14 protein-coding genes and 2 tRNA genes are annotated in these 12,757 nt (G+C 69.9%); 5 read left to right on the forward strand and 11 right to left on the reverse strand.

Annotated features, from left to right (window positions below; genetic code table 11):
• Positions 1-37: 37 nt before the first annotated feature.
• Genes HQK15_RS14815 through HQK15_RS14825 form a run of 3 tightly spaced genes read right to left on the reverse strand, consistent with a single transcriptional unit; the run spans position 38 to position 1,545 of the window.
• Complete coding sequence (locus HQK15_RS14815) at positions 38-334, reverse strand: DUF503 domain-containing protein (RefSeq protein ID WP_173492286.1); 297 nt, start codon at positions 332-334, stop codon at positions 38-40.
• 17 nt (positions 335-351) lie between these two features.
• Complete coding sequence (locus HQK15_RS14820) at positions 352-1,209, reverse strand: NAD-dependent epimerase/dehydratase family protein (protein WP_173492287.1); 858 nt, start codon at positions 1,207-1,209, stop codon at positions 352-354.
• 39 nt (positions 1,210-1,248) lie between these two features.
• Entirely contained in the window at positions 1,249-1,545 is a 297-nt protein-coding gene (locus HQK15_RS14825) for a TFIIB-type zinc ribbon-containing protein (RefSeq protein ID WP_173492288.1), read from the reverse strand.
• A gap of 169 nt (positions 1,546-1,714) precedes the next feature.
• Between HQK15_RS14825 and HQK15_RS14830 the strand changes: the two genes are divergently transcribed.
• Complete coding sequence (locus HQK15_RS14830) at positions 1,715-2,578, forward strand: GGDEF domain-containing protein (RefSeq protein ID WP_173492289.1); 864 nt, start codon at positions 1,715-1,717, stop codon at positions 2,576-2,578.
• Positions 2,579-2,583: 5 nt separating this feature from the next.
• Here the strand turns inward: HQK15_RS14830 and HQK15_RS14835 are convergent, their stop codons facing one another.
• The 4 genes from HQK15_RS14835 to HQK15_RS14850 all read right to left on the reverse strand — a co-directional run bounded on the left by HQK15_RS14835 (position 2,584) and on the right by HQK15_RS14850 (position 5,338).
• Positions 2,584-2,913 carry a TraR/DksA family transcriptional regulator gene (locus HQK15_RS14835; RefSeq protein WP_173492290.1) on the reverse strand — a complete coding sequence of 110 codons (330 nt, stop codon included), beginning with the start codon at positions 2,911-2,913 and terminating at the stop codon, positions 2,584-2,586.
• 52 nt (positions 2,914-2,965) lie between these two features.
• Positions 2,966-3,041: transfer RNA gene (locus tag HQK15_RS14840), tRNA-Lys, on the reverse strand.
• A 13-nt stretch (positions 3,042-3,054) separates the two neighbouring features.
• Positions 3,055-4,602, reverse strand: coding sequence for a phytoene desaturase family protein (locus HQK15_RS14845; RefSeq protein WP_173492291.1), 1,548 nt, complete (start codon positions 4,600-4,602; stop codon positions 3,055-3,057).
• A 58-nt stretch (positions 4,603-4,660) separates the two neighbouring features.
• A complete protein-coding gene (locus tag HQK15_RS14850) occupies positions 4,661-5,338 on the reverse strand; it encodes a DNA alkylation repair protein (RefSeq protein WP_173492292.1) in 678 nt (225 codons plus the stop codon).
• A 74-nt stretch (positions 5,339-5,412) separates the two neighbouring features.
• Here HQK15_RS14850 and HQK15_RS14855 point away from each other — a divergent pair, with 74 nt between their 5' ends.
• Positions 5,413-6,402, forward strand: coding sequence for a pirin family protein (locus HQK15_RS14855; RefSeq protein WP_173492293.1), 990 nt, complete (start codon positions 5,413-5,415; stop codon positions 6,400-6,402).
• Positions 6,403-6,426: 24 nt separating this feature from the next.
• On the opposite strand, the gene HQK15_RS14860 is transcribed toward HQK15_RS14855, so the two are convergent.
• Positions 6,427-7,017: a hypothetical protein gene (locus HQK15_RS14860; protein ID WP_173492294.1), complete on the reverse strand. Its 591-nt coding sequence runs from the start codon at positions 7,015-7,017 to the stop codon at positions 6,427-6,429.
• Positions 7,018-7,140: 123 nt separating this feature from the next.
• Positions 7,141-7,806 carry a histidine phosphatase family protein gene (locus HQK15_RS14865; protein ID WP_173492295.1) on the reverse strand — a complete coding sequence of 222 codons (666 nt, stop codon included), beginning with the start codon at positions 7,804-7,806 and terminating at the stop codon, positions 7,141-7,143.
• 29 nt (positions 7,807-7,835) lie between these two features.
• Between HQK15_RS14865 and glpK the strand changes: the two genes are divergently transcribed.
• From glpK to HQK15_RS14880, 3 genes are read left to right on the forward strand one after another with little or no spacing between them, the layout of a single operon-like run.
• On the forward strand, positions 7,836-9,347 hold the full coding sequence (gene glpK, locus HQK15_RS14870; protein ID WP_173492296.1) for a glycerol kinase GlpK: 1,512 nt from the start codon (positions 7,836-7,838) through the stop codon (positions 9,345-9,347).
• Between the two features lie 56 nt (positions 9,348-9,403).
• Positions 9,404-11,152 carry a glycerol-3-phosphate dehydrogenase/oxidase gene (locus tag HQK15_RS14875; RefSeq protein WP_173492297.1) on the forward strand — a complete coding sequence of 583 codons (1,749 nt, stop codon included), beginning with the start codon at positions 9,404-9,406 and terminating at the stop codon, positions 11,150-11,152.
• Positions 11,149-11,901: a DUF4097 family beta strand repeat-containing protein gene (locus HQK15_RS14880; protein ID WP_173492298.1), complete on the forward strand. Its 753-nt coding sequence runs from the start codon at positions 11,149-11,151 to the stop codon at positions 11,899-11,901. The genes HQK15_RS14875 and HQK15_RS14880 overlap by 4 nt, the downstream gene beginning before the upstream one ends.
• A gap of 66 nt (positions 11,902-11,967) precedes the next feature.
• Here the strand turns inward: HQK15_RS14880 and HQK15_RS14885 are convergent.
• Positions 11,968-12,043: transfer RNA gene (locus tag HQK15_RS14885), tRNA-His, on the reverse strand.
• An 81-nt stretch (positions 12,044-12,124) separates the two neighbouring features.
• Positions 12,125-12,736, reverse strand: coding sequence for an oligoribonuclease (gene orn / locus HQK15_RS14890; protein WP_173492299.1), 612 nt, complete (start codon positions 12,734-12,736; stop codon positions 12,125-12,127).
• Between the last annotated feature and the right edge of the window lie 21 nt (positions 12,737-12,757).

Below are 12,757 nucleotides of genomic sequence, written 5' to 3' on the forward strand. Positions count from 1 at the left end.
GCGACCGCCCGGTCGCTCCCCTTCCGCCTGTCCACGCCTACTCGTCCGAGCTGGTGACCAGGCCCCGTCCGGCTGATAGCAGGTCGACCTCCGGCCGGCGCGCGACGAAGTCCTCCACGCGGTCGAGCACGTCGACGACGTGCCGACGGTCAGCCGCCACCAGGCTCACGCCGATGCCTGCACGGCGATGCAGGTCGAGGCCTCCGGTCTCGGCCACCGACACCGCGAAGGTCCGTCTCAGGTCGGCCACGATCGGCCGGACGATCGATCGCTTCTGCTTGAGCGAGTGCACGTCACCGAGCAGGAGGTCGAGCTCCAGCCAACCGATCCACATGCCGTCAGGATGCAGGGTCACTCGGCGTCGGTGTAGCCCTCGGTCAGCTGCTCGACGAGCGACGGACGGCTCGGGGCCCAGCCCAGCTCGGACCTGGCCCGCTCGCCGGACGCCTGCTGGTCGAGCAGCAGGGCCTCGCCGAACAGGCCGAGGCGGGCGACCGTCGCCTCGGCGGACTCCGGCGTGACGGTGTCGGTGAGGGCCTCGCCGAGCTCGCGCACCGTGGGGTTGACGCCGCTGGCAGCCACGTAGGCCTTGCCGCCCGGTGCCTGCTCGAGCACGCGGACGTAGAGGTCGGCCAGGTCGTCGACGTGCACCGTCGTCCAGTGCTGGTCGCCGCTGCCGATCAGGGTCAGCATGCCGTCCTCAGCGGCCGCCTGTACCAGCATGGCGGGGATGCCTGCGCCGCGGCCGTAGACGACCGCCGGCTGGACGACGGAGCCCTTGATGTCACCGTCGAGCACGCGCTGCTCGCCGGCCAGCCGCCATGCGGTGAGCGTCGCCGGCTGCGGCTCGTCGGTCTCCGAGATGGAGGGGTTGTCGCCGTAGATCCAGATGCCGCCGGTGTGCACGAACGGCTTGTCGGTGCCGCCGAAGGCGTCGAGCGCCGCGGCGATCACGGCGTCGTTGAGGTCGGGGTCTCGCTCGTCGCTGCCGGCGGCGGTGTGGATGGCGGCGTCGTGACCGCGGAGCTCCGAGGCGAGCCACGGGGCGTCGAAAAGGTCGCCGATGATGCCGGTGGCGCCCTGGTCGCTGACCTTGAGCGACGACGACTGGCTGCGGACGATCGCCGTGACCTGGTGGCCCGCAGAGACGAGGGCATCGAGAACGGCTGATCCGATGAGACCGGTTCCCCCGGTGAGCAAGATCTTCATGTCAGGTCCAACCGGGGGAGCCGGTCCGGATATTCCGGCTCAGTCGAACAGCTCGGAGAGCCAGTGCTCCTTCTTCTTCTTGCGGTAGGGCTGCTGGCCGTACGGCTGCTGTCCGTAGCGCTGCCGGTCGTCGTACCGAGGCTCGGCGTACTGCTGCGGTGCAGGTGCAGGTGCTGCAGCGGGCGCCGGAGCCGGCACGTCGGCGGTGGCGCGGTCGATGATCTTGTCGAGCTCGCCCCGGTCGAGCCACACACCCCGGCACTCGGGGCAGTAGTCGATCTCGATGCCGGAACGTTCGCTCATGACGAGCGTCGCGTTGTCAGTCGGGCACTTCATGGATGATTCCTCCTTGTCCTGTCCAACTGGTCTCACGGCCGAAGAGTTCCCGTCGATGGCCCGATGGGACCCCAGAGACGGGGACCAATGTCCTGAATCAGCTGGGACATCGGGTCAACGCCCTCTCGGACACTGTCGGGACGACCTCACGCGGCGCTACTTTCAGCAGATGACGTGGGCGCTGGTGGTCGTCTTGAACATGGTGATCGCCGTCGCGTACGTCGTGATCTCCGCCCTCATCTTCACCGGCCTGGTGCGGACGAGACAGCTGCGGTCCAACCGGCTGGCGCTGGCCACAGGCATGATCTTCGCCAGCTGTGCGATCCACCACTGGGCCCATGGTCTTCACCTGCTCATACCGGAAGGGGGCGGCGGCAGGGCCGGTCTCGAAGCGACCCGCCAGACCTACAGCGGCATCCACAACGTGCTCATCGAGATCCTCGGTGCCGTCGTCGCAATCACCTACCTGGGGCTGCGCCGCAACTACAAGGCGCTGATCAACACGCCGGTCATGTTCGACGACGCGGTGCGTGCCGCGGCGGAGGAGCACCTGCGCGTCATGGCGTTCACCGACCAGCTCACGGCGGTCCCCAACCGAGCGGCCTACCAGGCCTTCGCCGACGGCCTGACCGACGACAGGCGGCCCGTCGCGGTGCTCTTCATCGATCTCGACGGGTTCAAGCAGATCAACGACGAGCTCGGGCACGATGCAGGCGACCGTCTGCTCCGGGACGTGGCGCAGCGACTCGAGAGCGGACTCGGGCGTGGCGAACGCCTCTTCCGCATCGGCGGTGACGAGCTGCTGGTCATGGGTGTCGACCTGGACGAGGCGGCGGTCGGCGACCTGGTCACCAAGGTGAGGACGCTCATCGAGGCACCCTTTCCGTCGCGTGACGGCGACATCACGGTGACGGCCAGCATCGGTGTCGCCAGGGGAGAGAGCGGCGCGCACATCGACAAGATCGTGCGCGAAGCTGACGTCGCGATGTACCGCGCGAAGGCGGCTCGGCACGACCGCCCCGCCGGAGGGTGACCGCGTCAACCGCAGGTGACGCAGGTGCGGGCCACAGGACGGGCCGAGAGGCGGGGGGCCGGGATTGGCGCTCCGCAGACCTCGCAGACGCCGTACGTGCCGTCGTCGAGGCGCGCGAGCGCCGCATCAATCTCGGTGAGGTGGCGCTCGGCCTGCTGCACCAGGGAGGTCGCCTGCGACCGCTCGAACGCAATCGTCGCGCCCTCCGGATCGTGCTCGTCGTCGGCGTTGGAGCCCTCCGAGGCGGCGATGATGGCGGCGACGTCACGCTGCAGGAGGGCCAGCCGGGCCAAGGTCGTCCGGCGGTCCGACTCGAGCCGTGATCGAGCGTCCATGAGTGCCTCCGGTGGAACGACGAAGGCCCCGGGTGACCGGGGCCTCTCGCGCTGGTGCGGCATCAGGGACTCGAACCCCGAACCCGCTGATTAAGAGTCAGCTGCTCTGCCAATTGAGCTAATGCCGCGCGACGAGAAACACTAGCAGGGCCCTCCCGCCTGCTCATAATCGAGTACCGCATGAGCTGCGTTGTGGCCGCCGATCCCGCTCACGGCGCCGCCCCGTCGAGCCCCGCTCCCGCAGACGAGGACGCGCGGACTCCCGGTGGCGACACCCCATTTCTCACTGGGATGGCGGGGCCTCTCGCCTTCCTCGAGCCACGGCCACTGCAGGTCGCCGTGGAAGATGTGTCCGCCGGGCATGGCGAGGGCCTCCTCGACCTGCGCCGGCGTCCTGTGCTCGACGCCACGGATCAGCGGCTCGATCGGCTCGGCGAGGTGCTCGTCGAGCGCAGCGACGAACTGGGCGTAGGCGGCCCGGCCCGCGGCCTCGTCCGACATCACCTCGTAGGGGGTGTGCAGGCCGAAGTAGGTCAGGGTCTGGGCGTCGGTCGCGGCCAGGTCGGGCCCGAGGATCGATCGGTCCGTCAGGGTGTGGCAGTAGAGCTCGCCGGCGGCGCGGCTCGGGAGGGCGCCGGCGGCCGCCTGCGCGTAGGCGTCCTCCAGCTCGGTCATCGACTCGCCGAGGTGGAACGTGCCGGCGAAGGCGACCGCCGGATCGATGCCCGACCTCAGCCGTGGCAGTCGGGAGACCAGGAGATTGATCTTGAACTGGGAGCCCGACGGCTTCGGGGGGAGGGGATCGCCGAGCAGGCCCGCCAGGACGTACGGTGCGACGCCGCTGAGCAGCCAGTCGGCCTCGACCGCGAACCCGTCACCGGCCACGGTGACACCGGACTCGGTGGCCGTCGCCGCTGTCGCTGCCGTGTCGGTGCGGATCTGGACCCCGGCCTCGCGGGCCACCCGCTCGAGCTCACCGGTGACGGCTCCCATGCCACCGACCGGCACCCGCCACTCGCCGGTCCCGTTGCCGATCAGGTGGTAGAGGAAGCAGCGGTTCTGCACGAGCGTGCGGTCGTGCAGGGAGGCGAAGGTGCCGATCAGGGCGTCGGTGCCCACGACGCCGCGCACGAGGTCGTTCGAGAAGCGGCGCTCGATCGCGGTGCCGAGCGGCTCGTCGACCAGGTCGGTCCAGATCGCCATCTCGACCCGGTCGCGGATCTCGCCGATGTGCGGCAGAGGCGACAGCAGGGTGGGGGCCAGGGCCTCGGCCACGGTGCCCACCTCGGCGTAGAAGCGGCGCCACGCGGCGAGCTCGTCGTCGTTGCCGGTCAGGGCCCGGAACGACTCCTCGGTAGCCGGTCCCTCCGCCGTCTCGACGAGCAGCCCGCCACCGTCGTACGGCGTGTAGGACGCGGTGTCGCGCGATCGCAGCTCCAGCTGCAGCCCCAGCTCGTCGATGAGCTGCTGCGGCATCAGGCTCACCAGGTAGGAGAACCGCGAGAGGCGCGCGTCGATGCCATCGAAGGGCCGCGCACTGATGGCCGCGCCCCCGACGTGCGGGAGCCGCTCGAGGACGAGCACGTCCTTGCCGGCGCGGGCCAAGTAGATCGAGGCGACGAGGGCGTTGTGGCCTCCGCCGACGATCACGATGTCGTGGCGCTCGGGAGCGGTGCTGGTCGACGTCATGTCGCCCAGCCTAGGGTCGATCCCCGTCGCGTGAGGCCTTGGTCGTGCGGCTCGGGTGTCACTGCAGGTGCTTGAGCGCCTCTCGCCTGCTCAGCCCGCTGATGCTGTCCTCGTGATCGGCGACGAACAGCCGCACCCAGGCGGGATCGACCCGCGCGACGTCCCGCAGCGCCCAGCCGATCGCCTTGCGCACGAAGAACTCCCGGTCGCTCAGGCGGGGAATGATGACGTCGGCGAGCAGGGCGCGGTCGACACGGTCCTGGCGACCGAGCTGACTGATGATCGCGAGCCTGCGCAGCCAGAGGTCGTCGTCGACGCTCCAGGCCCGGACGATGTCGCCCGTCTCGCGAGGGTGCGCGTCGTGCAGGTCGGCCACGCGGCCCGCGAGGTCGTCGACGTGGTCCCACCAGGCGCCGGTCGTGGCGAGGTGCTCGATCAGCGGCACCAGAGCGAGCTCTCCTCGCGCCAGGGGGAGCCGCAGCAGGGCGGCGGCCGCGTAGCGCTCCTCGCGGAACTCTGCGCCGTCCCAGAGCTCACGGACGCTCGCGTCGAGCGTGTCGAGGCCCTGTGGCGGATGTCGACGGGAGGCTGCCGCGACGATCGTCCGGACGGCAGGCAGGCGGACCCCGAGGAACGGCAGGGCCGACTTCATGTACGCCTGCATGCCGGGCGCCCTGGAGGGGTCGGCCTCGTCGCGCAGGTCGGCCCGGATCGCGTCGATCAGTGCAGCATCCATGGATCGAGAGTAATGGAATGCTTGACGGTAGTTGAATGTTGAACTAGATTGTCAGACCTACGAAGGAGAACGCGATGCCTGCTGTGAACGTTGCCGACTGGACCGTCCTGCCCCGCGTGATCGCTGCGCCGACGCAGGAGGAGGACCGAGCCCCGGTCAGCGTGACGACCGCCCCCACCGGCTACGAGGGAGAAGGCTTCCCCGTCCGCCGCGCGTTCGCGGGCGTGGACGCCGCGAAGCTCGACCCGTTCATCCACATGGACCAGATGGGCGAGGTCGAGTACGAGCCCGGCGAGCCCAAGGGCACCCCGTGGCACCCGCACCGCGGCTTCGAGACCGTGACCTACATGATCGACGGCGTCATGGACCACCAGGACACGCACGGCGGTGGCGGCTCGATCACCGACGGCGACACCCAGTGGATGACCGCCGGCAGCGGCCTGCTGCACATCGAGACCCCGCCGGAGTGGCTCGTCGTCAAGGGTGGGACGTTCCACGGCCTGCAGCTGTGGGTCAACCTGCCGAAGGCCGACAAGTGGCTGCCGCCGCACTACCAGGACATCCGCGGCGGAGACGTGGGCCTGGCCTCGACCCCTGACGCCGGCGCGCTGCTGCGCGTGATCGCCGGTGAGGTCGACGGCGTCAAGGGTCCCGGGTCGACCCACACGCCCATGGCGATGGTGCACGCGACACTGCTGCCGGGCGCGAAGATGACGGTGCCGTGGCGCACCGACTTCAACGCCCTCGTCTACGTCATGAGCGGCACCGGCTACGTCGGCCGCGACCGTCGTCCGATCCGGGCCGGCCAGCTGGCCGTCCTCGGCCACGGAGAGACCATCACGGTCGGTGCTGACCAGAAGCAGGACAGCAAGAACCCCACCCTGGAGGTGGCTCTGCTCGGCGGGCTGCCGATCCGCGAGCCCATCGCCTGGGCCGGCCCGTTCGTCATGAACACCAAGGCCGAGGTCATGCAGGCGTTCGAGGACTTCCAGAAGGGGCGTCTCGGCACGATCCCGACCGTCCCGCACGCGGACGTCCACGGCGAGATGCTGCAGCCCGAGTGACCTCCGCCTGAGCGGTCCGTGCGGTCAGCCCACGCAGTAGAGCTGGCCGTACGGACCCTCGGTGGCCCGCTGCTCCGTGACCTTGCCGTCGACGGAGATCGTGCAGGTCACGGGGAATCCGCGGGCGCCTGCCTGGGAGAACACCTGGGCGTAGGCCGGGTCGCCGTAGACCGTGGTCTTGAGGGTCCACGAGGTGCCGACGTTGCGCTCGACGCCGTAGTACTTCGCCAGGCTGGTCGGGATGATGTAGCCGACGCCGCGAATGGGCTCCTTGGACGTCATGCGCACCGTGAGCGAGTGACGGGGGAGTCCCGTGGTGGCTCCCTGGCCCTGCAGGCCGCCACCGCCGTTCGAGCCCGCGAAGTCGACGCGTCCCTGGTTGGGGTCGAGGTCGGCGAGGCTCGTGGGAGGGGTGTCGTCGGGCGCGATGTCCTCGGCCGGGCCGAGGAAGGGGTCCTCGACGGGCCCTTCGGTGCTGGAGTCACCGGATCCGGCGAGCGGGTCAGAGTCGTCGCCGCCGAGCAGGTTGGTCGCGGCCAGCACCGCCAGGACGATCCCGATGGCGACGGCGAACAGACCAGCGGACTGGCGGGGGTGCTTTCGGATCCAGCGCATGCCTACGTCAACGACTCAGGTACCTGTTGGTTAGGTACGACCCTGCTGGCGTTGCCTCTCGTCGGCATCGTCTCATCCCACGGGAGCACGCGCCGTCCGATCGTGGTGACCGCGGCCCGGGGATCAGTCCTCGAGCGGCTCCGAGGCGGGGCTGTGGTCGGAGGTGACACCGCGAGCCGCGGCCTCGCTGATGCTCTCGCCGAGCCAGGACGTGACTTCCCATCCCTGCTCCGTCGATCCCTCGACGACGACGATGCCGGTGTTGACGACGTAGTGCGTGCTGACGAACTCGAGATCGACGTTGTCGGTGCGGGCGGCGCACCAGGCGCGGATGACGGCGCCGTGGCTGACGAGCGCGACCGATCCGACGCCCAGGGCCTCCGCCTCGGCGACGACCTCGTCGTACCTGGCAATGACCTCGTGACCCGACTCGGCGCCGGGCATCCGGACGTCGAGGTCGCCACCGCACCACGCGAGGAGCGTGGAGACGTACTGGTGGACCGAGGCCTCGTCGGTGTTGCCCTCGACGTCGCCGGCCGCGATCTCGCGCAGCCCGGGCCGCTCGATCGGGTCGAGACCACGGGCGGCCGCGAGCGGTGCCGCCGTGAGATGGGTGCGCACCATGTTCGACACGAAGAGGGCGTCGATCGAGTCGCCGGCGAGGGCTTCGACGAGCTCTTCGGCCTGGGTCGTGCCGAGGTCGGTGAGACCGGGACCCGGCACGGTCGACTCGAGCACGCCGGCGACGTTGGCAGGGGTCTGGCCGTGGCGGATGAGGATCAGACGCATGGGGCGAGCCTACGGATAGGGTCTCGGCCATGGCGAAGTATGTCGGTGCGATCGACCAGGGCACCACCAGCACACGATTCATGATCTTCGGCCACGACGGCCACGAGGTCGCGCGGCACCAGCTCGAGCACGAGCAGATCTTCCCGCAGGCTGGTTGGGTCGAGCACGACCCGCACGAGATCTGGGAGGCGACCCAGGACGTCGTGCAGACCGCGATGGGCCGCGCCGGCATCACCGCGGGCGACCTCGCGGCGATCGGCATCACCAACCAGCGCGAGACGACCGTCGTGTGGGACCGGCGCACCGGGGTGCCGTACTACAACGCGATCGTCTGGCAGGACACCCGCACCGACACGGTCGTCGCCGCCCTCGACAAGGACGGTCGGGGAGACCGGATCCGTCACCGGGCCGGACTGCCCCCGGCGCCCTACTTCTCGGGCAGCAAGATCCAGTGGATCCTCGACACGGTCGACGGCGCCCGCGCCGATGCCGAGGCCGGGCACGCGATCTTCGGCACCATCGACACCTGGCTCATGTGGTGGCTCACCGGCGGTCCGGACGGCGGCCTGCACCTCACCGACGTCACCAACGCCAGCCGGACGATGCTGATGGACCTGGAGACGCTGGCCTGGGACGACGAGCTGCTGGCGATCTTCGACGTCCCTCGCTCGATGCTGCCGGAGATCAGGTCGTCCTCGCAGGTCTACGGCCACACCGAGGCCGAGGGGCCATTCGGGGGAGAGGTGGCCGTGGCCGGCGACCTCGGCGACCAGCACGCGGCCCTCGTCGGACAGGTCTGCTTCGAGCCCGGCGAGCTCAAGAACACCTACGGCACCGGCAACTTCCTGGTGCTCAACACGGGCACCGAGATCGTGCGGTCGACCCACGGCCTGCTGACGACGGTCGCCTACCAGCTCGGTGACGCCCCGGCGGTCTATGCCCTCGAGGGCTCGATCGCCGTCACGGGGTCCGCGATCCAGTGGCTCCGTGACCAGCTCGGCGTCATCAAGGCGGCGGCCGAGACCGAGGGGCTCGCGGCGAGCGTCGACGACAACGGCGGGGTGTGCTTCGTCCCCGCCTTCTCCGGCCTGTTCGCTCCCTACTGGCGCTCCGACGCGCGCGGCGCGATCGTGGGGCTCTCGCGCTACAACACCGTCGCCCACATCGCCCGGGCCGCGCTCGAGGCGATCTGCTACCAGAGCAAGGACGTCGTCGACGCGATGGTCGCCGACGCCGCTCTCGACCTGCAGATCCTGCGCGTCGACGGTGGTGTCACCGACAACGAGCTCTGCATGCAGATCCAGGCCGACGTCCTCGGCGTGGCGGTCAGCCGTCCGGTCGTGGCCGAGACGACGGCGCTCGGTGCCGCCTATGCCGCAGGCCTCGCGGTCGGTTTCTGGGCCGGCACCGACGAGCTCGTCGCCAACTGGAACGAGGCCAAGCGCTGGGAGTCGACCTCGACGCCGGAGCAGCGCACCGCGGGTCACGCGCAGTGGAAGAAGGCCGTCGAACGCACTCTCGGCTGGGTCGACGTCGACTGAGTCACATCCTGCGGCGGGCGTTCGCCCTTGCTGGGTCGGGCTGATTGACTGGGGGCATGCGATCTGTCGCCCTGTCCCCCGAGAACCGCCAAGCAGCCCTCGACGCCATGGCGTCGACCCCGCTCGACATCCTGGTCATCGGCGGTGGTGTCGTCGGTGGCGGCGCCGCCCTCGACGCCGCGACCCGAGGCCTCACGGTCGGCCTGGTGGAGGCGCGCGACTTCGCGTCGGGCACCTCGAGCCGCTCGAGCAAGCTCATGCACGGAGGCCTGCGCTATCTGGAGATGCTCGACTTCCGGCTGGTCGCCGAGGCGCTCAAGGAGCGCGGTCTGAGCCTGCAGAAGCTCGCGCCCCACCTCGTCCACGAGGTCGGCTTCATCTATCCCCTGACCCACCGCGTCTGGGAGCGCTTCTACGCCGGCTCCGGCGTCGCGCTCTACGACGCGATGAGCAAGGCGTCGGGCTACGGGCAGGACGTGCCGCTGCACCGTCACCTGACGCGCCGCGGCGCGCGTCGGCTGATGCCGGCGCTCAAGAAGGACGCGCTGATCGGCGCCCTGCACTACTACGACGGCCAGGTCGACGACGCCCGCCACACGATGTTCCTGTCGCGCACGGCCGCGGCCTACGGCGCGCACGTCGCGAGCCGCACCCGTGTCATCGACCTGCTGCGCGATGGCGACCGCGTCGTGGGCGCCAGGGTCAAGGATCTCGAGTCCGGCCGCGAGTTCGACATCCTCGCCAAGCAGGTCGTCAACGCCAGCGGCGTGTGGACCGACGAGACCCAGTCGTTCGCGGGGCAGCGTGGCCAGTTCCACGTCCGCGCGAGCAAGGGCGTGCACCTCGTCGTGCCGCGCGATCGCATCCGGGGCGAGTCCGGCCTGATCCTGCGCACGGAGAAGTCCGTGCTCTTCGTCATCCCGTGGGGACGTCACTGGATCATCGGCACGACCGACACCGACTGGTCGCTGTCCAAGGACCACCCGGCCGCGAGCCGCAGCGACATCGACTACCTGCTCGAGCACGTCAACAGCGTGCTCGTCGAGCCGCTGACCCACGAGGACGTCGAGGGCGTCTATGCCGGACTCCGCCCGCTGCTGGCCGGCGAGGACGAGGCGACCAGCAAGCTGTCGCGCGAGCACGCCGTCGGCACGAGCGTCAAGGGACTCGTCGTCATCGCGGGCGGCAAGTACACGACCTACCGCGTCATGGCCAAGGATGCCGTCGACGCTGCTGTCCACGGCATGACGACCCAGCTCGATCGTCACGCGCCCGCCTCGGTGACCGAGGACGTCCCGCTGCTGGGTGCCGACGGCTACCAGGCGCTGTGGAACCAGCGCCACATGATCGCGAAGTCGAGCGGGCTCGGCGTCGGCCGGATCGAGCACCTCCTGCACCGCTACGGCTCGCTCATCGGCGAGCTGCTCGACCTGATCGCCGAGCAGCCCGACCTCGGCAAGCCGCTGACCGGTGCCGACGACTACCTGCGGGCCGAGATCTCCTACGCGGCGTCCCACGAGGGCGCCCGTCACCTCGACGACGCGATCGCGCGCCGCACCCGGATCTCGATCGAGACGTTCGACCGCGGCACCGACGTCGCGGTGGAGGTCGCCGGGCTCATGGGCGACGTGCTCGGCTGGACCGAGGCGCAGCGTGACAACGAGGTCGACCACTACCTCAAGCGCGTCGCCGCCGAGCGCGAGAGCCAGACGATGCCCGACGACGAGACCGCCGACGCCGCACGCATGGGCGCCGAGGACGTCGTGCCGGTCTCGACCCAGCCCAGCACCGGGGACGCCTCGTGACCGAGGAGGAGGTCGTCGCCGACTACGACGTCCGCTCTCCGGCGTCCCGCACCCTCATCACGGTCGTCGGCACGATCCTGTTCGTCGGCCTCGTCGCCGGGCTGGTGCTGGGTGCGTCCATCCTGATGCGCGACACCAAGGTCTCGACGAGCGTCATCGAGATCGGCGACTCCCAGCAGATCGTCGTCGACGCCGGCGACGCGGACGTGAAGATCGTCCAGGGCGGACCGGACGTCATCCGCCTCGCAGCGAGGATCACGAGCGGGCTGCGCACCACGTCGTTCGAGGTGGGTCGTCGCGGCGACGAGATCAAGATCCTCTCGGGCTGCCAGACGTGGCTCAACCCCGGCTGCGGCGTCGACACGACCCTCGAGATCCCCGAGGGGTTCCCGGTCGTCATCCGCACCACGGCGGGCGACGTCGTGGCCGACACGGTCGACGAGGGCGTGCTGACGGTGCAGACCGGCAGCGGCGACATCTCGGGCCGCGGTCTCACGGTCGACGAGTTCTCCGCCGAGACCGCGTCGGGCGACATCTCGGCCGACTTCAAGACCCAGCCCTTCGCCCTCAAGGCGACGACCAGCAGCGGCGACATCTCGGCCCGCATCCCGACGGGCAAGGTCACCTACGCCGTCACGATGAAGTCGACGTCGGGGGACGAGTCCTCCGACCTCACGTCCGACGAGGACGGCGACGGGTTCGTGCGCGCGACCACGGCGAGCGGCGACATCGACATCACGACGAAGTGAGCCTGCACCCGGCCTGACCGGTGACATGACAAGGCCCCCGGACCGCGGTCCGGGGGCCTTGTCATGTGGGGTGAGTGACGGGACTTGAACCCGCGACCACCGGCACCACAAGCCGGTGCTCTACCAGCTGAGCTACACCCACCACGCGTGCCGGGCATACGCCCGACACGGCGAAGAAGAGTCTAACGCAAGCCCGACCGTGCTCACGACCGGGTGGGCCGACTCAGGCCTGACCCGTCACCGAGCCCGAGACCTCGGCCGCGATGGCCTTGGCGGACTCGGAGTCGATGCCCGGATCGGGGGTGAAGACGGCACGGCGGTAGTAGCGCAGCTCCTCGATGCTCTCCTGGATGTCGACCAGCGCGCGGTGCTGCCCGCCCTTGGTCGGCGCGGCGAAGTAGGCCCGCGGGAACCACTGGCGCGAGAGCTCCTTGATGGACGAGACGTCGATCACGCGGTAGTGCAGCCAGCCCTCGAGCTCGGTCATGTCGCGGGCGAGGAACGAGCGGTCGGTGCCGATCGTGTTGCCGGCCATCGGCGCCTTGCCCGGCTCCTTGACGAACTCGCGGACGTACGCCAGCACCTGCTCCTCGGCCTCGCGCAGGCTCAGGCCGGTCTCGAGCTCGGTCAGGAGTCCTGAGCTGGTGTGCATGTCGGTGACGAAGTCGTTCATCTGGTCGAGAGCGGCCTGCGGGGGCTTGATGACGAGGTCGACACCGTCGCCGAGCACGTTGAGGTCGTAGTCGGTGACGAGGGCCGCCACCTCCACGAGCGCATCTGCCTCCAGGGAGAGTCCGGTCATCTCGCAGTCGATCCACACCAGCTTGTCATTCACGCCCCGACACTACTGCGACGC

This window comes from Aeromicrobium stalagmiti (assembly GCF_013283745.1).
In the GTDB taxonomy this organism is placed as follows: domain Bacteria; phylum Actinomycetota; class Actinomycetes; order Propionibacteriales; family Nocardioidaceae; genus Aeromicrobium; species Aeromicrobium stalagmiti.

Bases quoted from the DNA above. Each gene is read 5' to 3' on its own strand.
- HQK15_RS14815 (WP_173492286.1), bottom strand. From the start codon at position 334: ATGTGGATCGGTTGGCTGGAGCTCGACCTCCTGCTCGGTGACGTGCAC.
- HQK15_RS14820 (WP_173492287.1), bottom strand. From the start codon at position 1,209: ATGAAGATCTTGCTCACCGGGGGAACCGGTCTCATCGGATCAGCCGTT.
- HQK15_RS14825 (WP_173492288.1), bottom strand. From the start codon at position 1,545: ATGAAGTGCCCGACTGACAACGCGACGCTCGTCATGAGCGAACGTTCC.
- HQK15_RS14830 (WP_173492289.1), top strand. From the start codon at position 1,715: ATGACGTGGGCGCTGGTGGTCGTCTTGAACATGGTGATCGCCGTCGCG.
- HQK15_RS14835 (WP_173492290.1), bottom strand. From the start codon at position 2,913: ATGGACGCTCGATCACGGCTCGAGTCGGACCGCCGGACGACCTTGGCC.
- HQK15_RS14845 (WP_173492291.1), bottom strand. From the start codon at position 4,602: ATGACGTCGACCAGCACCGCTCCCGAGCGCCACGACATCGTGATCGTC.
- HQK15_RS14850 (WP_173492292.1), bottom strand. From the start codon at position 5,338: ATGGATGCTGCACTGATCGACGCGATCCGGGCCGACCTGCGCGACGAG.
- HQK15_RS14855 (WP_173492293.1), top strand. From the start codon at position 5,413: ATGCCTGCTGTGAACGTTGCCGACTGGACCGTCCTGCCCCGCGTGATC.
- HQK15_RS14860 (WP_173492294.1), bottom strand. From the start codon at position 7,017: ATGCGCTGGATCCGAAAGCACCCCCGCCAGTCCGCTGGTCTGTTCGCC.
- HQK15_RS14865 (WP_173492295.1), bottom strand. From the start codon at position 7,806: ATGCGTCTGATCCTCATCCGCCACGGCCAGACCCCTGCCAACGTCGCC.
- glpK (WP_173492296.1), top strand. From the start codon at position 7,836: ATGGCGAAGTATGTCGGTGCGATCGACCAGGGCACCACCAGCACACGA.
- HQK15_RS14875 (WP_173492297.1), top strand. From the start codon at position 9,404: ATGCGATCTGTCGCCCTGTCCCCCGAGAACCGCCAAGCAGCCCTCGAC.